At 59.3% G+C, this 19,891-nt stretch carries 20 protein-coding genes; 11 read left to right on the top strand and 9 right to left on the bottom strand.

Annotated features, from left to right (window positions below):
• Nucleotides 1-36: 36 nt before the first annotated feature.
• Nucleotides 37-1,860: a chloride channel protein gene (locus tag H5P29_RS26560; protein ID WP_154385379.1), complete on the bottom strand. Its 1,824-nt coding sequence runs from the start codon at nucleotides 1,858-1,860 to the stop codon at nucleotides 37-39.
• Between the two features lie 60 nt (nucleotides 1,861-1,920).
• Between H5P29_RS26560 and H5P29_RS26555 the strand changes: the two genes are divergently transcribed.
• On the top strand, nucleotides 1,921-2,379 hold the full coding sequence (locus H5P29_RS26555) for a MarR family winged helix-turn-helix transcriptional regulator (RefSeq protein WP_246670779.1): 459 nt from the start codon (nucleotides 1,921-1,923) through the stop codon (nucleotides 2,377-2,379).
• Nucleotides 2,380-2,841: 462 nt separating this feature from the next.
• Here H5P29_RS26555 and H5P29_RS26550 read toward each other — a convergent pair whose 3' ends face one another.
• From H5P29_RS26550 to H5P29_RS26535, 4 genes are read right to left on the bottom strand one after another with little or no spacing between them, the layout of a single operon-like run.
• On the bottom strand, nucleotides 2,842-3,972 hold the full coding sequence (locus tag H5P29_RS26550) for an SAVED domain-containing protein (protein ID WP_154385380.1): 1,131 nt from the start codon (nucleotides 3,970-3,972) through the stop codon (nucleotides 2,842-2,844).
• Between the two features lie 36 nt (nucleotides 3,973-4,008).
• The gene (locus tag H5P29_RS26545; protein WP_154385381.1) at nucleotides 4,009-4,500 is read right to left on the bottom strand and encodes a Mov34/MPN/PAD-1 family protein; all 492 of its coding nucleotides are present in this window, start codon (nucleotides 4,498-4,500) and stop codon (nucleotides 4,009-4,011) included.
• Nucleotides 4,481-6,199 carry a ThiF family adenylyltransferase gene (locus H5P29_RS26540; RefSeq protein ID WP_154385382.1) on the bottom strand — a complete coding sequence of 573 codons (1,719 nt, stop codon included), beginning with the start codon at nucleotides 6,197-6,199 and terminating at the stop codon, nucleotides 4,481-4,483. Before H5P29_RS26540 ends, H5P29_RS26545 begins: the two co-directional genes overlap by 20 nt.
• Nucleotides 6,196-7,407 (bottom strand): nucleotidyltransferase, encoded by a 1,212-nt coding sequence (locus H5P29_RS26535; RefSeq protein ID WP_154385383.1) that lies wholly within the window; start codon nucleotides 7,405-7,407, stop codon nucleotides 6,196-6,198. Before H5P29_RS26535 ends, H5P29_RS26540 begins: the two co-directional genes overlap by 4 nt.
• 284 nt (nucleotides 7,408-7,691) lie before the next feature.
• Between H5P29_RS26535 and H5P29_RS26530 the strand changes: the two genes are divergently transcribed.
• From H5P29_RS26530 to H5P29_RS26510, 5 genes are all read left to right on the top strand, one after another.
• Nucleotides 7,692-8,195 (top strand): methionyl-tRNA formyltransferase-like protein, encoded by a 504-nt coding sequence (locus H5P29_RS26530; RefSeq protein ID WP_154385384.1) that lies wholly within the window; start codon nucleotides 7,692-7,694, stop codon nucleotides 8,193-8,195.
• 241 nt (nucleotides 8,196-8,436) lie between these two features.
• Nucleotides 8,437-8,850, top strand: a complete 414-nt coding sequence (locus H5P29_RS33005) for an HNH endonuclease (protein WP_371818591.1) — start codon at nucleotides 8,437-8,439, stop codon at nucleotides 8,848-8,850.
• Between the two features lie 190 nt (nucleotides 8,851-9,040).
• Nucleotides 9,041-9,982: a kinase gene (locus tag H5P29_RS26520; protein ID WP_154385386.1), complete on the top strand. Its 942-nt coding sequence runs from the start codon at nucleotides 9,041-9,043 to the stop codon at nucleotides 9,980-9,982.
• Nucleotides 9,972-11,006: a PLP-dependent cysteine synthase family protein gene (locus H5P29_RS26515; protein WP_067965039.1), complete on the top strand. Its 1,035-nt coding sequence runs from the start codon at nucleotides 9,972-9,974 to the stop codon at nucleotides 11,004-11,006. Before H5P29_RS26520 ends, H5P29_RS26515 begins: the two co-directional genes overlap by 11 nt.
• A 207-nt stretch (nucleotides 11,007-11,213) precedes the next feature.
• Nucleotides 11,214-11,468 carry a helix-turn-helix transcriptional regulator gene (locus tag H5P29_RS26510; RefSeq protein ID WP_347400136.1) on the top strand — a complete coding sequence of 85 codons (255 nt, stop codon included), beginning with the start codon at nucleotides 11,214-11,216 and terminating at the stop codon, nucleotides 11,466-11,468.
• A gap of 134 nt (nucleotides 11,469-11,602) precedes the next feature.
• On the opposite strand, the gene H5P29_RS26505 is transcribed toward H5P29_RS26510, so the two are convergent.
• Nucleotides 11,603-12,628: a pyridoxal-phosphate dependent enzyme gene (locus H5P29_RS26505; RefSeq protein ID WP_371818590.1), complete on the bottom strand. Its 1,026-nt coding sequence runs from the start codon at nucleotides 12,626-12,628 to the stop codon at nucleotides 11,603-11,605.
• 477 nt (nucleotides 12,629-13,105) lie between these two features.
• On the opposite strand from H5P29_RS26505, the gene H5P29_RS26500 reads away from it, so the two are divergent.
• From H5P29_RS26500 to H5P29_RS26485, 4 genes are all read left to right on the top strand, one after another.
• Nucleotides 13,106-13,336: a helix-turn-helix domain-containing protein gene (locus H5P29_RS26500; RefSeq protein ID WP_067965037.1), complete on the top strand. Its 231-nt coding sequence runs from the start codon at nucleotides 13,106-13,108 to the stop codon at nucleotides 13,334-13,336.
• Between the two features lie 168 nt (nucleotides 13,337-13,504).
• Complete coding sequence (locus tag H5P29_RS26495) at nucleotides 13,505-14,233, top strand: LuxR family transcriptional regulator (protein WP_169808363.1); 729 nt, start codon at nucleotides 13,505-13,507, stop codon at nucleotides 14,231-14,233.
• Between the two features lie 56 nt (nucleotides 14,234-14,289).
• A complete protein-coding gene (locus H5P29_RS26490) occupies nucleotides 14,290-14,919 on the top strand; it encodes an acyl-homoserine-lactone synthase (RefSeq protein ID WP_067965033.1) in 630 nt (209 codons plus the stop codon).
• Entirely contained in the window at nucleotides 14,916-15,431 is a 516-nt protein-coding gene (locus tag H5P29_RS26485) for an N-acetyltransferase (protein ID WP_154387632.1), read from the top strand. Before H5P29_RS26490 ends, H5P29_RS26485 begins: the two co-directional genes overlap by 4 nt.
• A 111-nt stretch (nucleotides 15,432-15,542) precedes the next feature.
• Here the strand turns inward: H5P29_RS26485 and H5P29_RS26480 are convergent, their stop codons facing one another.
• Nucleotides 15,543-15,869 (bottom strand): DUF736 domain-containing protein, encoded by a 327-nt coding sequence (locus H5P29_RS26480; protein ID WP_067965029.1) that lies wholly within the window; start codon nucleotides 15,867-15,869, stop codon nucleotides 15,543-15,545.
• 709 nt (nucleotides 15,870-16,578) lie between these two features.
• Between H5P29_RS26480 and H5P29_RS26475 the strand changes: the two genes are divergently transcribed.
• Nucleotides 16,579-17,466: a hypothetical protein gene (locus H5P29_RS26475; protein WP_185910207.1), complete on the top strand. Its 888-nt coding sequence runs from the start codon at nucleotides 16,579-16,581 to the stop codon at nucleotides 17,464-17,466.
• Nucleotides 17,467-17,489: 23 nt separating this feature from the next.
• Here the strand turns inward: H5P29_RS26475 and H5P29_RS26470 are convergent, their stop codons facing one another.
• Together H5P29_RS26470 and H5P29_RS26465 are read right to left on the bottom strand one after the other, a co-directional pair.
• Nucleotides 17,490-18,416: a DUF2493 domain-containing protein gene (locus H5P29_RS26470; RefSeq protein WP_185910206.1), complete on the bottom strand. Its 927-nt coding sequence runs from the start codon at nucleotides 18,414-18,416 to the stop codon at nucleotides 17,490-17,492.
• A 321-nt stretch (nucleotides 18,417-18,737) separates the two neighbouring features.
• Nucleotides 18,738-19,790 (bottom strand): toprim domain-containing protein, encoded by a 1,053-nt coding sequence (locus H5P29_RS26465; RefSeq protein WP_185910205.1) that lies wholly within the window; start codon nucleotides 19,788-19,790, stop codon nucleotides 18,738-18,740.
• Nucleotides 19,791-19,891 lie beyond the last annotated feature (101 nt).

Genomic DNA, 19,891 nt, shown 5'->3' with positions numbered 1-19,891 from the left:
CCCTCAGGCTTCCGATTGGACAGCCAAAGTGCCCCTTTAATCGAGGGCGTTTCGCCCCAGAAGCCGCGCATGATCCCGTTCTTCAGCCATGCGTCTGGCCCGAGCCGCAAGAAGATCCTTGCGCGCCACCAGGCCAATCAGTCGGCCGTCGCCATCAATGACCGGGACTCTGCCAACCCCATTGGCCGACATGCGGTCGGCCAGGTGGCTGACGAGTTCGTCCGGACTCGCGGAAACCACATCCGAGCCTACAAATTCCGAAAGCACCCCTCCTTCTACCCCCGCGTCGCCGTTTGTCATCCATCCAAGCACGTCACCGCGTGAGACCATGCCAACCACAACCTGATCAGATGTGATAACAGGATAGCTCTTGTGACGGTGCTCCAGGTTCATGAAGTGGTCGACGGTTTGCCCGACGGTCCAGGAAGCATCCAACGCGTCCGGTTTATGGACCATGATATCGCGCACCCAAGTTTGCTCGAAGGGATCCACCTGGTACTCGCGCGTGATGTGCAGGCCCCGGCGCGCAATCTTTTCGGTCAGGATGGACCGCTTGAGAAGAAGCACCGTGGTTGCATAGGCGATTGCGCAAGCGACCAAAAGCGGCAGCAGCGCGTGCTGGTCTCCGGTAAGTTCCACAGCAAAAAGCGTTGCCGTGAGTGGTGAGCGCATGGTGCCACCCATCATCGCTGCCATGCCCAGAAGCGACCAGAAACCCGGATCTGCACTCGGCAATATCGGTGTCAACAGCGCACCTATCGCACCTCCAAAGATCAGAAGTGGAGCGAGTACACCTCCTGAAGTGCCGGACCCAAGCGCCACCGCCCAAATGATCGCCTTGACGACCAAGAGAAGCAATGCGCCGGTGAAACCAAGGTCGCCTGCCAGGAGATGGCGGATGTTGTCGTACCCCACGCCAAGCGCTGCTGGTTCGATCAACCCTCCAAGTCCCACCACCAGGCCGCCGATCATCGGCCACCACATCCAATGAATGGGCAGTTTTTGAAACAGGTCTTCCGAACCATATACCATGGCGGTCAACACTCCCGAGCCCAGCCCGGCGATCACCCCTATCGCTGCCCATGACAGGAAGTTGATGGGCGAAGCCCCCATTTGACCTGCATATGCAAAGAGGGGCGCCGGATCGAGCAGTAGCGTGCGGCAGGCAGCCGCCACTACAACGGCAACGACCACCGGAAGAAAGCTTCTGGGCTTCCATTCAAACAGCAGCAGCTCGATAGCAAGCAACACTGCCGCGAGAGGCGTGCCAAATATTGCGGTCATTCCCGAAGCCGCACCCGCAACGAGCAGTGCCTTACGCTCGCCGGAGCTCAAATGGACCATTTGCGCTATGAGGGAGCCAACCGCGCCTCCCGTCATGATGATCGGGCCTTCGGCGCCAAACGGGCCACCTGACCCGATCGAGATCGCGGAAGACAGGGGTTTCAAGATGGCCACCTTCGCGCTGATACGGCTCCGTCCTATTAGGATCGCTTCGATCGCCTCCGGAATCCCGTGGCCTCTGATTTTTTCCGATCCGAACCGCGCCATCAATCCAATGATAAGGCAGCCCACGACTGGGACGATAACCACCCATACCCCCCAAGGAGAGTCGGTAATCGGCAACTCCTCGAGCGAGACGCGGCCGAAATAGGCAATGTTCGTACAAAGCGTGATCAGTCTAAGGAGCACCCAAGCGGTGCCGACGGACGCAATCCCGACCAAAATGGCGATTGCCATCAACAACAACACCCTGCTGTCGGCTGTGAAGTCACCTAGCCTCGGCTTTTGTCTCGGAAACAATGGGCCGTCAGATTTGCGCTCGTAGACTGGAGTCCTGTTCGGGGTCGATGTAGGCATTGGTCGCTCGAAGGGCTTGAGAAATTTATATCGCAATACGATATAAATTTGGAAACTGAAATGACCGTGATCAAAAAAACCGAGCTAAAGAACACAGGTAACGACGTACCCGTCATGGGCGGCGTCGATTACCGAGGCCTTGCGGATTTTCGCTATGCTATCCGGAAGTTTCTCGCATTCAGCGAGGCGGCTGCCATCGAAGCGGGTCTAACGGCGCAACAGCATCAAGCACTGCTGACCATCAAGGGGATTGGCAGCGAGCAAGGATTATCCGTGGGAGATCTGGCGACAAGGCTGTTGGTAAAACACCACAGCGCCGCCGAGCTGGCCAAGCGCCTGGAAGAAGCCGGACTGGTTCTACGAAGCCAAGATCCTCACGACGGCCGAAGGGTCCTGCTCACCCTCACTGATGAGAGCGAAAAAAAGCTGGAAAGCTTGTCAGGCATCCATGTTAGCGAAATCGGCTCGATGGCACCTGAGCTAGCCGCGATCTTAGGTGCATTGAGCGTTCGAAGCTGATTGCGCATGCGGCGCTACAACTTGGCCGGCGCCTCCCGGCTGAGTCTTCCAAAGTTGCGCCGGCCTGCGGACAGACTGCCTCCGCGCGCAAATGCTATCAGTCTGCCGATGCCCGCTCAAGGATTGGCTTAGCTCTGCTGTTTGCCGTCCAGCTATTGCGTACGCCTCGCGATCGAGCGGTGAACGGCTGGTCTGGGGCCGCAAGCGGAATGTCCACTATGTGGCCATCAACTATCAAATGAAGACGTTAGTTTCCGCGTGTGCCCTGCCAACTTCACCGCCGAAGCCTGCAGAGAGGACAGTGCTGTCTTCGGCGACGACCGCACAAACCCTGGGACACTCGGCACACTTGGGGTGCTCTTCGCTGGCGGTTCGTTGAGGAGATCAGGTGGCAGATAACCAATTCCGCCCCTCTGAAGGGCTTTTAATAGCGGGGGGCGAGGGCTCCCCTGCCGCTGTTTATTAGCCGATCGTGATCGTCGGGACGAAAGCCTGCGCAGTTCGGTTCTGGTCGTAGAGTTTCATCGCGAGGTCCGCTTTCGGCATCCATACTCGCCCCGTCTCCACCGCTACGGACGCCGGCACTGCCGGGAAGACATGCAACAACACGCCTTCCCCATGATAAGCCTTGATCCGGTTGAAGAGGGCGCGCAGCAAATGCTTATAGGCGGCGAGGTCGTCTTTTCGCCGCATGATGTCATTGCCGGGCTGGTCGCAGGTGATTGACCAGATGGCAGTATTTTCGCCCAATACCGAGGTAATGCGGCCGTCATTCACCGTGGCGCTCAGGGCAAGCTTCAACGCGACCGGCACGTCCTTCCTGCCGCCATACTCGTTGACTTCGTAGGCAATTCGCGGCTGGTCGGGCAACCATTTCCAGGTGTCTGGTTCGCGGTGCTTTTGATGCACCGAGACCGGCACTATGTCGCCAAGAAGCGTCCCGAGACGGATGAGCAACGGCTGCGGCGCCAACGCGAAGACGCTGAGTTGGCGAATCTCCCGCTGCTCGATGCGTTCGTTGATTTTGCGCGCGAAAAGGCGCTCCAGATTCTCGTTCTGCTCGGTCCAGTAGACTTCTTCGTGATCCTTGCGCTCCGACCCGATCAACTCGATGTCGATTGTCCGGCCTTCGGCGGGATGGTGATCCGGAGGCATGGCGCTGAAGATCGATCGGGTTGTCACCAAGGAGTCACGCTGGCCGATAGTCGCCGCGAACCTGACGACATGGGAGACACGGTCGACATCCATGTCGGTGACGATCTCGATGCGGTCCTCATGCTCCGCTTTCATAGCCAGGAGGACGTCCTCGGGGTAGTCGGCCAGATAGTCCACATCGATCGCCTTATGGTGGACGGGGCACATCAGCATCAGGTTGTCGATGTCTTGCGCTAGCAGGGGCGATCTCACGCGATCACCCCTGGGACCTCCAGCCTCGTCGGCGACGATGTGGGCGATATAACCGAACTTGCCCGTACGCTTGCCGGCGATCAGGTCACCGATCAGGAGCTTGTTGCATCCACGAAACTGACACCGCCCCCCAGCCTTTGCCCAAAGCGCGTTTGCAACTTTTGGTGGAATAGCAGTCTTGGACATGTCGCCCCTCCAATTGCCGCACCGAAGGCGACGCCTTCAGATGAATCTTCTTTTCGGTCGTGACATCGGGTCGTCGATCATCTCGACGCGTTGCGGGCCCTGGCCGCGCATGAACAGGTACGTTCCGACCTGCAGCATCACGAACATCCGCAGCCGAACGATCATCAAGACCGAGAAGTCGATGTTTCCGGCGTCCTCGACCATCGCTTGCATGGTCCTGATGTCGGTCGTGCTGGGGCTCACCGGAAAGCTTGGATGGGAATGCCATTCCCCCAAGTAGTTGAAACGACCGAAGTCGTTGCCATTCTTCTCGAAGAAGGCTTCCAGTGCCTGGGTGTGCAGTTCCGGGCGGCGCTCGAAGTACGCGCTCTCGCCGCCCCTCGGGTCTACCGTGACGTCCACGACCCGAAATCGCCCTTCGTCGTCTAGTTGCTCGGCAAGCAGCAAGCCCCCGGTTTCCCGACGCCCTGATAACGACAGTTCCCTGCAAATCTTCTTGCGGACAGAGCTAGGCAGGGCGATCTGCATTTTGGGCCTGTTCGGGGAAGAGGAGGGTTACGAGCTCTTTCAGCTTCACCTCGTCGGGCGACGAGCCCGCGTCCCAGCCTTCCGTACCGGTATAGGTGATGGGGTGCGTATCGAATGGGGCAGAGAATATCCAGCCTTCACCGAGGCCGACTGCATACGCCGGAGCGGGGAACTGGCTCCCTCCGTCGCGAAGCGTGTCGATCGCGAGACGCGCTAGGTGACCGGCAATCACGGAAACGTCGGCGTCGTCTGCGATCAACGGGGCCTGATCTGCCCGCAGGATGCCGTACTCCACCTGTCGAGAGGGCATCTCCCACTCGACGCCCTTGCCGTCGCACCACGTCAAGATTTGGCGGCGCGCCACGTCGGGAGCCGGGTCGCGACCGGGTCGGGACCGCGCAACGATTCCGCCGATCCCTCCTCCGAACACCTCGCCCCATACCATTGGGCGGCCCTTGAATCTCGCGGCGGCAGCAGCGAGGCCGAAAACAGTCGCGTCCGCCGTAGCGTCAATGATCAGGTCACAGTTGGAAAGCGTCTCCAGCGCGGTGGCGGTCCACTCAGAACTCTCCTGGCCACCAAGGTTCACTATCTGCACCGTGATCTTCGCGTCGGGGGCAATTTCGAGCAGCCGCGCCCGCAGTGCCTTGGCCTTGTGCGCCCCGACACCACGCCAATCCAACTCGTTCCTCACCAGGTTACCGGGAGAGAGAATGTCGTCGTCGAACAGTTCGAGCTTCCGGGCACCCGATCGCACAAGCATTGCCGCTGTCCTCGATCCGAGTGACCCGCATCCGATCAGCGCGATCCGTTTGTCGGCCAGCGCCGCGTTCGTGGTGGGCAGTCGCTGTTGGTCGGCATCGATAACAAACGTGGCGTAGCCGTAATCCTGAACGCCACCGTCCGCCTTGCGGTGGACCATCGCCAACCACGCGTTCGTGTCATCTACCAGCAGGTAGGTTGCAGGCGGCCACGCCGGATATTCGGTGGTGATGCCCGCAGACTTGAGGGCAATCTCCAGGGTCTTTTCGGTGGCCGGTCCCGGAAATTTTAGACCCCGTGGAACACGAATGGCGGTGCCCTTGTAGTTGGATGCAGTCGAGACCGGCTTGCTCCGATGCCATATCCGATCACTGTCCCCACCCAGGGCGGTCAGATGGGCAACCGCGGCTTCGCCATAATAGTGTTCTTCGACCTCGATCGGCTCCGCGTGGCCATCAGCCATCGCCTGGATCAGTCGCAATGGTTCCTCGGGCATGACCAGCCTGAGATAGTTCCCGCGAAGACGCTGGCCTTCGGATACGGCATGAGCCGACTGAACACCGTGGCTCGCCAGCTCCGCGCTCTCCCCAACGAGTAGCCGATGCGCGCTTTCGATCATCATCGCGCCAGTCCAACTAAGCTCCCAGTTGTCGGGTCGATACTCCAGGCAAAGTTCGCCTGATAGACCATATTGATGTCCGGATAGACGTTCGCCGTCCGCGTTGAACACCAACGGCGGGATAGAAGGGAAGAAGTCCGGGTAGTGCATCACGAGACGCCACCTGGATTCGGCTTCGACAATCTCGAGATCCAGGAGCAACTTCAGGCCGTCGAGGCGCCACCGTACGTTCTGAAGCCAGTCGGCAGACTGCTCGAGCCGAGCGATCGCAAGCCGCTCCGACAGGCCCCGGCCCGGATCCGAAACCCACCAGATCATCTGCCGCCGAACCCTGCCGGTTTGCCCGGAACGCGCGCCTCCGCAGGGAAGGTTGGTGCAGCCGCCGCGGCGGATGCTACCGTAGCGGGACGCAGGAGCGATGAAGCCGGCTTTGGTGCCGCACGATCCCTGGCCCTCTCGGCAAGGCCACGACCGATGCGGGGAGCAACGGAGTCGGTGATCACCTGACGACTGGTCACCTGCGCTGCATAGAAGAAGTCTCGCCTGGCTGCCTCCAGCCATTCGAAGAACGCCGCCCGGCGTTCCGGATGATCGGCCCACTTGTCGGCGAAGTTCTCGAGCGGGTCAGACGGGTTAGGTATGTAGGACCGGACGCCATCGAAGCCGACGAAGCGGTGCATGTTGGTCAGGATCGAAACGAGGGCTTGGCCGATTGTTTCCTCGCCTTCGTATGCGTGGGCGGACAGGGTCGTGAGGATCACCGAGATCGGTTTGACATCCTTGCGTTCCGCGAACATCTGATCGCGATGCCGTTTCAGGATCATGATCGCCTGTTGCAGCGGGGTGACAACCCGGTATTCGGGAATGCTCTCAACGCTGGCTTGGGCCGCTTCAGCAAGCTTGCGGCGCTTGCGCGAGAAAGCCACAGCCATCCGCGAACGGAACCAGTTGGCATAGCCCTTCGGGTTGGAACGGGGCCATTCGGTGGTGGGCTGATAGAACAGAGGGTGCTTGTTGTCCGTGATGGCGATCGCCGTGCCGGCCCACTGCGCGTCTAGGCCGCGAGACTCCAGCAACAACCGCGTGGACGTGCCATTTGGGAGCGCCGGCACGATATCCATGTGGAATTGGGCACCGTCGGCATATTCCAGAGTCCAGCAACGACGGCCTTCGCCGAGCGGCTTCACCATCGCCTGTGCCGTGCGATACGCCTCGATCTCGACCCGAAGCAGTTCCTTAAGTGTATACTGGGTCAACTGTTCCTTCGTCAGGGCGGTCAACTCGCAAACCGAGTCGATGTCATACTGGCCGTTTTCGTCCTCGGGCTTGATGACCGTGCCCAGCCGGAACGAACCCTGCGAGTAGACCTGCGGGTCGTACTGTTTCACCTTCGAAGCGTCGCGATGCAGCCACTTGCCTAGAGACTCGTACCGAGCGACCGCCTGCTCATATCTGGTGGGTGAGATCGTGAGCTCGTCCGCCAGCGCCTCGAGGTAGCCCTCGGCTTCCTTGGTAATCGTAACCATCGTGCCCTCATCCTGCAGACCCCGTGATGAGCGCGACCACCGGTGCTCGCGCCGGAAGGCGCATGTCGTTCGACAACCCGGATCGGCTAAAGCCGGACCGGGCGCGCCGCGACAAACGAAGCAGAATGGATAGTGCCCCACGGCGAATTACCGCGTATCAATAACATGTAGGCTGGCGTCAAAAGCCGATCAAGGGGGCGTTGTTATACGACTTGCCATTTGTGGCTATGGAGTTGCTCGCCTCATAAGGAAAGGCGAACATCGATCACACTGTCGGGAGAAAAATGGAACAACTAGACCGCATCATTCGGGAAGCCACGGCAGCTATTGATGTCATCTATTTCCAGTTGCCTGTGGATGGAGGCGACCCAGTCTTTCGGGAGCGCGTCTACTGTTACGAACTATATCATCAGATGAGATCGGTCTGGCCACGAGACGCTCGGTTTTCCCTTAACGGCGAAGTCGATAAGCGAGCGCATCCTCAGTGGGGGCGCATTCAGGCACGCGTCGCCGCGCCCGACCTCCTAGTGCACACTCCCGGCCACATGGATGGCAACCATTGCGTGATTGAGGTCAAGCCAGGTAATGCGCGCCGCGAGGGCATTGAAAAAGACCTTCTGACTCTATCGCAGTTTAGGGATCGTGCGGGCTATGAGCGAGCAATCCTTCTATTCTACGGGGGCATTCCACAGGTGCTTGAGGCAGCGATCGGGGGCGCAGGGCAACTACCCGAGGTCGAGTATTGGCTTCACCCAGCGCATCACATCCCCGCCGAGCGCTTTCGATAGCACCTTAACAACCTAGCACTTGGAAAGTCCGCGCCGCCCCAACCTAAGAAGTTCATGCCCGCCTTGGGATGCAAAGGTGCCAATGTGCCCTGGCTCGCCCGTGTCGGCTTCTGGGCTCCGCCTACCGGCAGGGCAATGACCAAGATGGGGCGCTTTGTCGAACTCCCGATCTCCCCTGGCTGTTCTTGAGGCGATTGTAAAACCGGATTATCATCCTTTTGCACACATCAGGGTCGGGTCAATGCCCCGTCCGTTGCCCGTTCTTAGCGGCCGAGTGCAGGGGCGCCTATGCAGGTCGCGGCAACTTTCTGGATCATCATCGATCTTGGAAGTTGGCATGCCGAAACTCAGAAAACTGCGCGACGACGCTTACAACCGGCAAGACGGTCACTGCTGGTATTGTAGGCGCCTCATGTCACCAGCCGATGGGACTGGTTCCAGCAGATGCACGGCGGAGCACCTTCTCGCACGATGCGATGGCGGCAAAGATACGAGTGACAATGTCGTGGCGGCATGTTGGCTCTGCAACAGTCGGCGGCACCGACGAAAGGTGCCCCTTAGCCCCGAGTCCTATTTCATCCACGTCAGAGCGCTGATTGCCAAAGGACGATGGTCCGAACCTCGCTGGGATAACGGCTTTCAGTCGCTTGGCTAGCTGGGTGACTGGATTGAAGCCCAGAGCAGTTCGGGCCCCGCCTGAGCGGCCGAGCCGTTTGGGGCTACGTCTGTCACTTCGGCTAGCTCAAACGGCCGCAAGTGTGAGGTCAATACCAGTTTCCAGGAAGTGACGCGCCGAAACCATAGCCCCATCATTCCAACGCACCAAGTCGTTCGGAGGTGGGGCCATGCCCGTTGTAGCCAACGATCCAGAACCTACCATGCTGGCAAAGCCGGCAAAGGGTTGTGCATTCGGCCATCACGGCGAGCTCCTTCAGGGCGTATTTGAGGACGATCGTGGGCGCTTGCACCGTGGTCTCGTAACCCTTCCAATTGATAGTCTTCGGTCCACTGCGTGGATTGTGCTCGATGGGAGCGGCAAGCTCGGCGTCGAGCCGCCGAGCCGGGAAAAGGCGTTACGTGCTGCGCAACTGGCGTTGGCGCATCTTGGATATCCATCCCTGGGTGGGCGTCTCAAGATCGAGAGCGATATTCCGGTGGGGCATGGCTATGGTTCGTCCACCGCTGATGTCGTTGCTTCAACGCGAGCGGTGGCAGCCGCCCTGGGCGCGAGATTTCTGCCTTCGACGAGCAGTCGGTTGGCGGTCGCCGCGGAAGTCGCTTCAGATGCGATCGCGTTTGAAACTGAGGCGTTGCTATTCGCGCAACGGGAAGGGGTAGTGCTCGAGCACTTCGGCGGTTCGTTGCCGCCATTCGTCCTCGTAGGTTTCAAGGGAGACGCTACTGCTGGGGTCGATACGCTCGAACTGGTTCCGGCACGGTACAGCCCCGAGGAAATCCAGCTCTTCCGCGTTCTTCGAGGAATGGTTGGACGGTCTGTGCGCTACCAGGATGCACACTTGCTTGGTCAGGCGGCGACAATGAGCGCTCGTATCAGCCAGCGACACCTCCCCAAGCCATATTTCGACGTCGTCGTCGATATCGCAGCTCACCATCATGCTTACGGGATCCAGGTGGCGCATAGCGGATCCCTTTTCGGGCTTATGCTCGATGCCCAATCAGCCAGTCGCGAGAATATTCATACGATCATCGCAGCATTGGAGAACCGCGGATTCCAGGACATCGGCATCTTCCCAATCAACGTGGAGGAGGGCACTCATGTCCTTTGACGTGGACTATTTCAGGGCGCTGGAAACACCGCGTCTTGCTCGGCTCGGCCCAAATGTCGTTGCGGCGGCGTTCCCCTTGATGAAGCTGATGCCAGCTCGCTTCATCCTCGATCAGGCCGAGAAGTCGGGAGAGCTGAAGGCCGGCGCCCACATTGTCGAGACAACCTCGGGCACGTTCGGTATGGCCGTAGCCCTCCTAGCTGCAGCGCGTGGATTCCATCTCACTTTGGTGACCGCGGCCACCTTGATCGACCAAGCTTATCAGGAAAGGCTGGAACGATTGGGTGCAAAGGTCGTCGCACTTGCGGACGAGCAGGGCGATGGGAACCAGACTGGAAGATTGGCGCATCTCAGGGCGGTTATGGAGAATGAGCCGGACACTTTCTGGACACGCCAGTACGACAGTCCAGGTAACTGGCAATCCTATGCCCGCCTCGCCGAACTGTTCGTTCGTTCGATGGGCCAGGTTGATTGGCTTGTCGGTTGCATTGGCACCGGCGGCTCGCTGTGCGGGACCGGCACTTTCCTGCGCCAGGTTTATCCGCATCTGAAGATTGCCGCTGTCGACACCCATCGCAGCGTGCTTTTCGGGCAGCCCTTGGGCAAGCGAATGCTGCGCGGGCTAGGCAATAGCGTCCTTCCGGCAAATGTCCGGCATCATCTGGTCGACGAAGTACACTGGGTTGGTGCCTATGCCGCCTATCATTCCGTCCATTCGCTCTTTCGCAACCAAGGGATTTTCATGGGGCCGACGAGCGGAGCTGCGGCTCTCGTCGGCAAATGGATCGGCCGAACCAACCCGGATTCAGTCGTCGCGGTCATCATGCCCGACGAAGGACATCGTCATGCCAACACGGTCTATGACGACAAATGGTTGGCTACGCTGCCAGGTTGGCCGTGTACCCCCGTTCGCGAACCCGAAACCCTTGTTGCAATCGAGCCGCGTGACGAATGGGAATGGACCAGGTTCGAGTGGTCAAGGAGATTGCTGGACGAAGTTCCGCAGCCAATAGCGACAAGCTAAATCAGCCCCACTGATAGCGGGCAAGTCTCAGGCCGTGCTCCGCTCGGCAGGAACTATTCCACTTATCCACTGCCATCCAGCTTCCACGTGGTGGCTGTCTTGTTGAATGGAACATTCGCCGAGGGGGCATTTGAAGGTGCCCGGAAGCCGTATGTCGTGGCTGCTGGAGAATATTGCCGGCGAACTATTTGTTGCCATCCCCGCTCAATGCACGTTCGGCAAATTCGCGCGATGAATCTTCGTAATGCATTCGGTCTGAACCTGCAGCGACTGCGTCGCAAACGCGGGTTGTCTCAAGAGCAATTGGCTCATCTTGCCGGATGCGCTCGGGCCTATCTCAGCGGGGCAGAAGCTGGGCGCCGCAATGCAACTCTCGACATGGTGGAGGCGCTGGCAACGGTACTGGAGGTAGAACCTGCGGACTTGCTGAAGGATCCGGCAGCGGGACGGGAAACGAGATAGGTGTTTCGTCGAGGATAATTGAACCTTCCGCGGAATGGGAATGGACGCGGTCGATTGGTCAAGGAGGTCGCTGGACGACGCTTTGCCACCGCTCGGGCACGGCTGAACATCGGCAATCGGAAGTCTATCAAGTCTCAGGCAGCAGCCGGTTCTGCGGCATGTCTCCTGGTTGCCCACTGCCATGCGGCCTCGACACTCTCAAATGGAGCTGGGGTGGCGGCTGGGTTGGCTGAAATGTCGAGATCCTTCAGGCCGGTGGCAGTGACAACTGCCACCACCCGATCCCCCGGCGCTATGATCTGCCGATCGCGCAAATCCTGGATTGCGACCAGAGGTGCGACCGAAGCCAGTTCTACGAAGAGACCTTCTCTGGCAGCCAACGCCTTTTGCATGCGGATGAGCTTCTCGTTGGATACGCAGACAGCATGGCCCCCGGTGTCGCGCAGTGCCTTCACTGCCTGGTATGTGCTCCGCGTCGTGCCGATCGAGAGAGCAATTGTTTCGAAGGATGGTCCCTGCTCCTCGATCCGGTCAAAGCCATTCTCGAGGGCTTTTGAAAGCGAGCCATGCACTTCAGCAGCAACCAGCCTTGGTACTCTTGCGATCGCGCCCCTGTTAAGAAGGTCGTGGAAGCCGGCCGCTACTCCTGCGAGGGCGTCCCCATAGCAAACCGGAAGCACACACCAGTCTGGCAGATGCCCGTCCGCCTGCTCCGCAATCTCATAGGCGATCGTTTTGTAACCTTCGATGCCAAGAGGGTGACTGCCGACGACGGGGTGCTGATAGGGGGAGGTAACAAACCAGCCGAGACGATCGGCAGCCTTCTCAAGAAGTTTCCACCTGTCGCTCTTGTCGGCCATCGGGATAACGGAGGCCCCATAGGCATGAATCTGCGACAACATCGGACCAGCGGCTCCGGCAAATGTCGCGACAACACAGCCGAGCCCGGACTTGGCCGCGTAGGCCGCCAGCGATGCGCCGGCATTGCCTGATGACGCCGTCGCCAGCACCCTTGCCCCTTGACCGCGCGCCATCGACACCGCGACTGTGGAAAATCGATCCTTGTGAGATCCGGTCGGATTGCGCCCCTCATCCTTGATGAAGAGCTGAGGGACGCCCAAAGCTTCCCCAAGTCGCTCTGCGGGCAGCAGTGGGGTCAAACCTTCTCCCAAGGACACCACCGGACCACTCGGGCGCGGCAGAAATGATCCGTAACGCCAAAGGGAACTGCGGAGAACGCTCCCCTCGGCCTGGTCGTTAACCGTATCTGCACCGCGCGTGTAGATCGGCTGGAGGTTTGCCGGGGCTTGTTCAACGCACCTGGGACAGCCTCTGGAATCTATCCTGATGTCGCTTGCATGTTCGGAGCCACATCGGATGCAGCTGTATCCGGAAATAGTCGCCATGTGGTCGAAAGCTCCGTCTACGCAATATTGGTCTGTCGGGCGGCATGATTGGAGAGAAGGCCTTCCGAACGCTGCTTTTGGCATCAGGCTGCTAGCGACTATCCGGACGCCTCCGGGTTCTTGTCTCGGGTCTGGTTTCCGCAGCCGATCAAACAGCATATGCCGCGCGTGTCAACGAAAATGTGCACTATAGTGCGTTGCATTATAGGGAGCATTCGGCAAGATCACGCGATGAACCTTCGCAAAATATTCGGTCTGAATCTGCAACGGCTACGCCGGGAACGGCGGTTGTCGCAAGAGCAATTGGCTCACCTCGCCGGATGCGCCCGTGCCTACCTGAGCGGCGCTGAAGCGGGGCGCCGCAATGCGACGCTCGACATGTTGGAGGCGCTGGCCACGGTGCTGGAGGTGGAGCCTGCGGACCTTCTGAAGGATCCGGAAACCAGGCCGGAACCGAGATAGCGCGGTCCTCAGGCGGGAATTTAGGCGAAATGCTTTCAAAGCGCTGACAAATGAAAACTAGAGTTAGCAATCTGCATGCGAAACGCTGAATCCGCCTGACTAGGTTGAACGGCCCTGCCATCATCGATGCGGGCTGGTCGCATAGTCGGCGGTTTTGGAGCGCGGGTGATGAATCCCAGTATGTTCGCAATGCTTACAGGCGCGCTCGCGAGAATTGATGCCGCAGTTACGCCAGCGGACGTTTTGAAAGAACTGCTCAGCATCTTGCGGCCTTTCGGCTTTCGTCATCTGCTCATAACGGGCCTGCCTCCGCCGCAGCGTGGGCCGTGGCAGCGCGAAATCCTCTATGACGGCTGGCCAATAGAATGGCTCAAGCATTACCTTGCCAGCGAGCATTTCACCCAGGATCCGTGCGCCTCACGCAGCCGCTTGGTCGGCCAGCCCTTTGTCTGGCATGACCTGTTGCCCAAAAAGATGACCACTGGACAACAGCGGGTCATGGGCGAGGCCGCAGAATTCGGACTGAGGAATGGTTTGTGTGTTCCTGTCCATGAGCCTCGAAGAGCTCCTTCGGTCGTGACCGCTGCGGGCGAACATATCGAGGTTTTGCCCGAAGACATTCCAATCCTTGAAACGGTGTGCGTGCATGCCTACCGAGCGCTTCGCCGGCTGCGTGACCAAGTTGAGCAATCACGTCAGATCACCCTGACCGATCGAGAGCGAGAAGTTCTGACATGGATCGCAGCCGGCAAGGCAGCTGAGGACGTAGCTTGCATTCTTGGGATTTCGCGGTTCACGGTCGAGCGACATCTGAGCAACGTCAGAGATAAGTGCGACGCGGTGAATACGATCCAGGCGGCAATGGAAGCCGTGCGGCGAGGGGAAATCGATCCCTGACAATACCAGAAAACCGGAATAGTCGGGCCTTGCCAGCCTAGGCTACGCGTCGTCAGGTGCGTACCCCGTTCAAACTTCATATCGTCGATTGGTCAAATCGTCGAACGTATCAGGATCATCTCGAACGCTATTTTCGCATTCGATATGAAATCTACGTCATCGGCCGAAACTGGCAGGACATCGACAGGCCGGTTCCATTGGAGATCGACGCGTTCGATACCAGGGACGCTATCTACCTGCTTGGAATAGCCGGCAGCGGAAACATTGTCGCTGGGTCTCGTCTGGTGCCAACGACGAAACCGCATTTGCTTTCGGATGTTTTCCCAATGCTTGCCAGAGGTGCGCCGCCGAGAGACGCCCATCTCTATGAATGGACGCGATTTTTCATCGTGCCATCCTTGCGAATGACGGGTGGATCGTCACAAGCAGCCGGCATCGTATTGTGCGGGCTTCTCGAAGCATGCCTGAGGTTAGGGATAGGGAAGCTGAGTGTCGTGTGTGAGGACTTTTGGCCGGCACGGCTGGAGCAGCTTGGCTGGTCGGTTACCCGCCTTGGCGAGGTCCTTGATCATCCTCACGGCAGGATCGTCGCTCTTCTGATCGATGTCGACGGAGGCGCACTGCAGTCCACTCGCGCTGCATACGGGCTTGGAAACACGAGCGCGCTGACCGGTGCGGGCGCATGAAGATCGCTCTTAAACTGCTCCAGATCGATGAGGTTGCTTCGGTGACGGGCATCGAACTGGATGAGCACGACGAAGATCTCGCAGGCGGCAGCATGGCAACGATCTACAGGAGGCTGAGGCGGCGGCCCGAACCAAGTTTGTGCCATCCATTCCTCGTGACGGTGGACTGCGCGACAGTGGGGTTCCTGATGCTGCGAGAGGGATCAGCGCTGCCGTACTGGGCAAACCCTGGTTCAATCAGCCTGCACAACTTCCGCATCAGCCGAAAGGCACAGGGGAGGGGCTTCGGCACCGCGGCTCTGGCGCTAGCGGCGGTTTGGATCGCTGTGCATCGTCCAGGGAGCTCCGCCTTGACGTTGAGCGTAAACGAGGAAAATTCCAGCGCGCTCCGGCTTTACCGCCGCTGCGGTTTTGAAAGTTCTGGTTGTTCTTTCGCCGGGCGGTTGGGGGCGGAAATCGTCCTATCCTGTGGCGTGTCCGAACTTCTGAAAAAGTATGTTGCTGATCCGTAGCGGGGAATTTGCCAGCACTCGCTTCTTCGAGGCCAGGCGACTGTTCGGCCATTGGCTGTTTTGAGCGGAAAGCACCCGCCCGGATTATCCGGGCGGGCTTGAGAGGGGGCGTTACTCGCCTTTACGGCGACCTGGGCGAGACCAGATGAGGCTGTATCCGTCACCGTCCTCATCGTCGAAGAGGTTGGCGAAGATGGGAGCATTGAAGCTCGGGTCATCGAGCTTGAGGCTAAGGTAGTCGCGACCCTCATTGGAGCGCTTGGTCCAGGCGGCGCCGATGTCGGCCCGGCCGACGAAGACCCGGTGGCTGGGAGCGTTGTCGCCGGTGGCGCGGGTTTCGGGGACGATACGGACGCTGCGGGCCTGAACGCTGAGGGTGACGATTTCGCCGGTGAACTCGTTGTTGGCGGACTTCTTGAAGGTGCCGATGGTAGCCATGGTAGTTCTCCTTGATCCAGTCTGTTTCGAGCCCGCACCATTGCGGTCTCGATGGTGATCGACAGTCTGGAGGTGATCGACGGCGCACCCATGGGCTGAAGCGTAAGCGGAGGATGGCGCTGGCGCGACTTTGTTGCCCGCGAGGAATGGCGCGCAGCGGCAGGGGAAGAAAGTGGCGATAAGCCATTGCGCCGAAGGCGATCAGGCGAAGCCGACCCCAGGCAAAAAGCACCCATCGATGAGACCGCTATGGTGTGCGTCAGTGTGACGGATCAAGAGGGTACCTCTGGAAGCCTCGTGCCATCCTGATCTCTCGCCGCCAATACTGCGCGCCGTGCGCATCACCCGAAATTCTGCAAGTCTGGCCGTATCAAACCTCGTCAAACGCTTTCGCGCCACGTGCCAACATTACTAGAGTCTGCGGGGATTGTGCCTGCCGCTGCTTCATCGCTCGAAAATGGCCGAGAACGCCCGGTGGGATGCGACCCCGCCTGGAGCCGTTGCTGATGGCAGGAATTCTGTGTTGCTCCTTGCGTAAACCGGTGACGATGAAGGGTGTGACTTCTCATCGAGAGTGTTTTGTACTTCGTGCCGATGAACCGTTGATGCTGCTCAGCAACGTGCAGCCTGGTTCCTGGTGGGTGCTTCACATCTCAAATATTTGGAGACAATATACTTGCCGTGAATTTCACAATTTGGGGGATACACAATGGCTGCTTACGACGAAGAGCGTGCGAAGATAATCGCATCAGGGATCGAGGTAGTTCCAGATCCAGATCGCGCATTCATGTTGACCATCCGACGCAAGAAGGATGTCAGAAAAGAGCATCAAGACGCCTCTGATCAAGTCATTTTCGAACGGGCGTTCAGCGACAAACCTGATCGCGCGTATTCTACCAAGAAGAAGATCTTGGCTGAGGGAGATTCATGGGTGAACATATTCACAGATATCCCAGGGCAGCCTGACACGTTCGTCGATGTGATCGCCAAAAAGTACTATGTGAACAATATTGGCTGGCCTGGAGATACGTTCCGAGAGACGTTTGGGGCTAAGCAGTACAAGCAGCCTTTGAGCGCGGGAACGTTCGATTTCTTTGTCTTTTCGGGTGGCGGTGTCGACTTCTTCGGCGGTGACGCCATGAAGAATTTTGTGCGCCCGTTTAACGAAGGAGACGGCTCAAAGGACGCCAAGACGTATGTGAAGGATGAGTTCGATTACTTTCTCCGAGGAGTAGCCCGCGATTATCGCACCGTTCTTCGCGAGACGATAACGTGGAGCGCGCCGAAGCGTACCAAACTTGTCATGCATGGATACGACTACTCCATCCCAAAACCCGGGGGGCAGTATCTGGGGCGAAGGTTCGAAGAATTGGGGTTTGACACCGGCACTCGTTTGCCCCGCGAAATAGTCAAAGTTCTCGTTGACCGCTTCTACGATGCGCTACAAAGCGTTGCCAAAGGCAGTGGAGGACGTGCGCTGGTCGTGGATTTCCGCAATACCATCGGCCGACTTTGGCATGATGAGATTCATCCAAATGATGGCGGCGCCAAGAAGCTGGCCACGCAAGCGGCTAATAAGATGGGACTTGTCTTGTAACCGGGAAGCCAAGATCCGGCAGCTCATGTGCCGCCGGATCTCATGACGGGGATGCCGAGCTTACGTGCCTTGTCTGCGAGATTGTCCTGAATTCCCGTGCCGGGGAACCAGATCAGGCCGATCGGCATCGCCTCTAGCATTGCGTCGTTGCGTCTGAACGGCGCTGCCTTGGCGTGCTTGGCCCAGTCGGGTTTGAAAGCGATCTGCGGAACCTTGCGATGGCTTGCCCATTTGGCGGCAATGAGTTCGGCGCCTTTAGGGCTTCCGCCGTGCAACAGCACCATGTCGGGGTGCTTGGCATGGATCCGGTCGAGCTTGGTCCAGATCAGGTGATGGTCGTTGAAGTCGAGCCCGCCAGTGAAGGCAATTTTCGGGCCGGCTGGCAGGAGCGTCTCGTTCTCGATGCGCCGCTTGGCGGCAAGGAAGTCCCGGCTGTCGATCAGCGCTGCGGTAAGGTTGCGATGGTTGACCATCGAACCGGTGCGCGGCCGCCAGATGGAGTGGGTGGAGCGTTCGAACTGTTCGGCTGCCTGGTCGCGCATCAGCTCGAAAGCGTTGCGCCTCTCAAGAACCGTTTGACCCTGTGCCGTGAGGCGTTCGAGTTCGACCGATTTTACCTCGGACCCGTCCTGTTCGCCCTGGAGGCGGCGCTGGGCGACTTCGTTGTCGTCGAGCTCGCGTTCAACTCGACCGACTGCGCGGTGAAAGAGATTGACCGTGCCCCAGAGCAGTTCTTCGAGGTCGGGTTCGAGGCGCGTTTCAGAGAGTGCCACCACGAGGGCGTCGAAGATGTCGGCAATGCTCCCAGAGACGACGTGGGCTTCGGGAAGGGGGCGTGGATCAGGTTCATCCTCGAAAGGGCGGTAGCCGTAGAGCTGAAGTTCCTGGAGGACGTGTTCGGTCGGGGACGTGTGGTGCGGTTCGTTGGCTGTGTCGTGCTCTTCGGTCATGGAGGTCTTCCTTCGCTCGTGGCCACACCCAGCGCGGCCTTCTTGGCGACGAAGGCGTCGGCCGGGATGGACCTGCACCTGGAGCGCAGCGGAAGGCCGGAACGCAGAGGAGGATGGCGACGACCGGCGATTTTGTTTCGCGATGGAAAGCGCCTCATCGAGGCGCGCCGGAAAATCGTCGGACGACGCCATTGCCTGTCCGGCCTGGCTGACGCCCGATCGCCCTCTTGAAGGCCGTGGATGTGGCCGCGTAGCGTTGAAGGCTGGCTCCGTCACGCGACAGCGCACGATGCCATGGTCCCGCCCTCGGTCACAAACCGGTCAACCGGTTGAGCACATGAAGCGTGCGACGTCCTGTGGAGCGACCTGCAACTTCAACCTCGCGGTCAATGCGTCGAGACCGAGCAGCCTGAGGTCTTCGTTGAAATCGATAAGCCGAGGCGAGAGCGTGATAGCCTCGATCCCTACCGCACGGGTGCGCTCGAAAAGCGTCGCCATCGCTGCGTCGCCTGCCGGATCGTTGTCGCGAGCGACATAGAGTCGGCGTAGCGTGTGCGGAAAGGCGATTGCAGCCAGGTGTCCGGCTGAAAGCGCGGCCATTGAAGCTAGGTGAGGCAACGCGGATTTGACCGACAATGTCGTTTCGATGCCTTCGCCGGCCAACATAACATCGCAGCCTGTGCCGAAGCGCACTGCGTGCCCGAGCAGGTTGCCCATGGCGCGCCGTGGTGTGGAGAGAGGTGCACGGCCGAGATTGGCATCGCTGAACCCTCCGGGATCGAGCCACGTGCGGTGCGCACCCGTCAGCTTGCCGAAAAGGTCGGTGACGGCAGCGATCATCGCTGGCCAGGTTTCGGTCGGAGCGTAGTCGTCTGCGCGGTAGTAGCAGCGAGGGTGGTAGCGGATGACGCAGGTTTCGCTCAGGGCCGTAATGCCTCGATTACGCAAATATTCCTCGACGAGGGTTCGCTCGACAGGCTGCGTCATGGCAAGGAGGCGGCGCGCGGACTCTGTCGATCCCCGCGGAGCTGGTACATGACCGCCGATCCAATTACCCGGGTCAGGAGATGGTATGGACAGGAATGATCTTGCCTCCTCGGCAACGTCCCTGAAGTCGACGAGGTGAAGACTTTCGCGGATGACGTCGAGCAGGTCACCATGCTCGCCGGTCGCAGCATCTGTCCACTTCCCCGCAGCTCCTTTTCCCGATCCCGGTCCCTTCAGACGGACAAACATGGAGCGGCCAGGCGTATTTCGGACGTCGCCTACAAGCCAGTAGCGACCTTGACGATGTCCATTTGACAGATAGTGCCGGCACACGGCCTCAACCCGAATTGCAAGGCGAGTAGCGAGATCGCGTGGCGTCTCAACCATGATAGACCTCAAAAGATTTGGCCCGCCGTCGCCGGCGGGCCAGAAATTGGGCTGGGTTGCTTCATTCGGCCGCGATGGGAGGATTCTCCTCGGTCCCAGTG

Origin of the sequence: Aminobacter sp. MDW-2, assembly GCF_014250155.1 — a bacterium.
Lineage (GTDB): Bacteria > Pseudomonadota > Alphaproteobacteria > Rhizobiales > Rhizobiaceae > Aminobacter > Aminobacter ciceronei.
This window is presented reverse-complemented; position numbering and strand designations above follow the sequence as displayed.

Bases quoted from the DNA above. Each gene is read 5' to 3' on its own strand.
- H5P29_RS26560 (WP_154385379.1), bottom strand. From the start codon at position 1,860: ATGCCTACATCGACCCCGAACAGGACTCCAGTCTACGAGCGCAAATCT.
- H5P29_RS26555 (WP_246670779.1), top strand. From the start codon at position 1,921: ATGACCGTGATCAAAAAAACCGAGCTAAAGAACACAGGTAACGACGTA.
- H5P29_RS26550 (WP_154385380.1), bottom strand. From the start codon at position 3,972: ATGTCCAAGACTGCTATTCCACCAAAAGTTGCAAACGCGCTTTGGGCA.
- H5P29_RS26545 (WP_154385381.1), bottom strand. From the start codon at position 4,500: ATGCAGATCGCCCTGCCTAGCTCTGTCCGCAAGAAGATTTGCAGGGAA.
- H5P29_RS26540 (WP_154385382.1), bottom strand. From the start codon at position 6,199: ATGATCTGGTGGGTTTCGGATCCGGGCCGGGGCCTGTCGGAGCGGCTT.
- H5P29_RS26535 (WP_154385383.1), bottom strand. From the start codon at position 7,407: ATGGTTACGATTACCAAGGAAGCCGAGGGCTACCTCGAGGCGCTGGCG.
- H5P29_RS26530 (WP_154385384.1), top strand. From the start codon at position 7,692: ATGGAACAACTAGACCGCATCATTCGGGAAGCCACGGCAGCTATTGAT.
- H5P29_RS33005 (WP_371818591.1), top strand. From the start codon at position 8,437: ATGCCCCGTCCGTTGCCCGTTCTTAGCGGCCGAGTGCAGGGGCGCCTA.
- H5P29_RS26520 (WP_154385386.1), top strand. From the start codon at position 9,041: ATGCCCGTTGTAGCCAACGATCCAGAACCTACCATGCTGGCAAAGCCG.
- H5P29_RS26515 (WP_067965039.1), top strand. From the start codon at position 9,972: ATGTCCTTTGACGTGGACTATTTCAGGGCGCTGGAAACACCGCGTCTT.
- H5P29_RS26510 (WP_347400136.1), top strand. From the start codon at position 11,214: ATGCACGTTCGGCAAATTCGCGCGATGAATCTTCGTAATGCATTCGGT.
- H5P29_RS26500 (WP_067965037.1), top strand. From the start codon at position 13,106: ATGAACCTTCGCAAAATATTCGGTCTGAATCTGCAACGGCTACGCCGG.
- H5P29_RS26495 (WP_169808363.1), top strand. From the start codon at position 13,505: ATGAATCCCAGTATGTTCGCAATGCTTACAGGCGCGCTCGCGAGAATT.
- H5P29_RS26485 (WP_154387632.1), top strand. From the start codon at position 14,916: ATGAAGATCGCTCTTAAACTGCTCCAGATCGATGAGGTTGCTTCGGTG.
- H5P29_RS26480 (WP_067965029.1), bottom strand. From the start codon at position 15,869: ATGGCTACCATCGGCACCTTCAAGAAGTCCGCCAACAACGAGTTCACC.
- H5P29_RS26475 (WP_185910207.1), top strand. From the start codon at position 16,579: ATGGCTGCTTACGACGAAGAGCGTGCGAAGATAATCGCATCAGGGATC.
- H5P29_RS26470 (WP_185910206.1), bottom strand. From the start codon at position 18,416: ATGACCGAAGAGCACGACACAGCCAACGAACCGCACCACACGTCCCCG.
- H5P29_RS26465 (WP_185910205.1), bottom strand. From the start codon at position 19,790: ATGGTTGAGACGCCACGCGATCTCGCTACTCGCCTTGCAATTCGGGTT.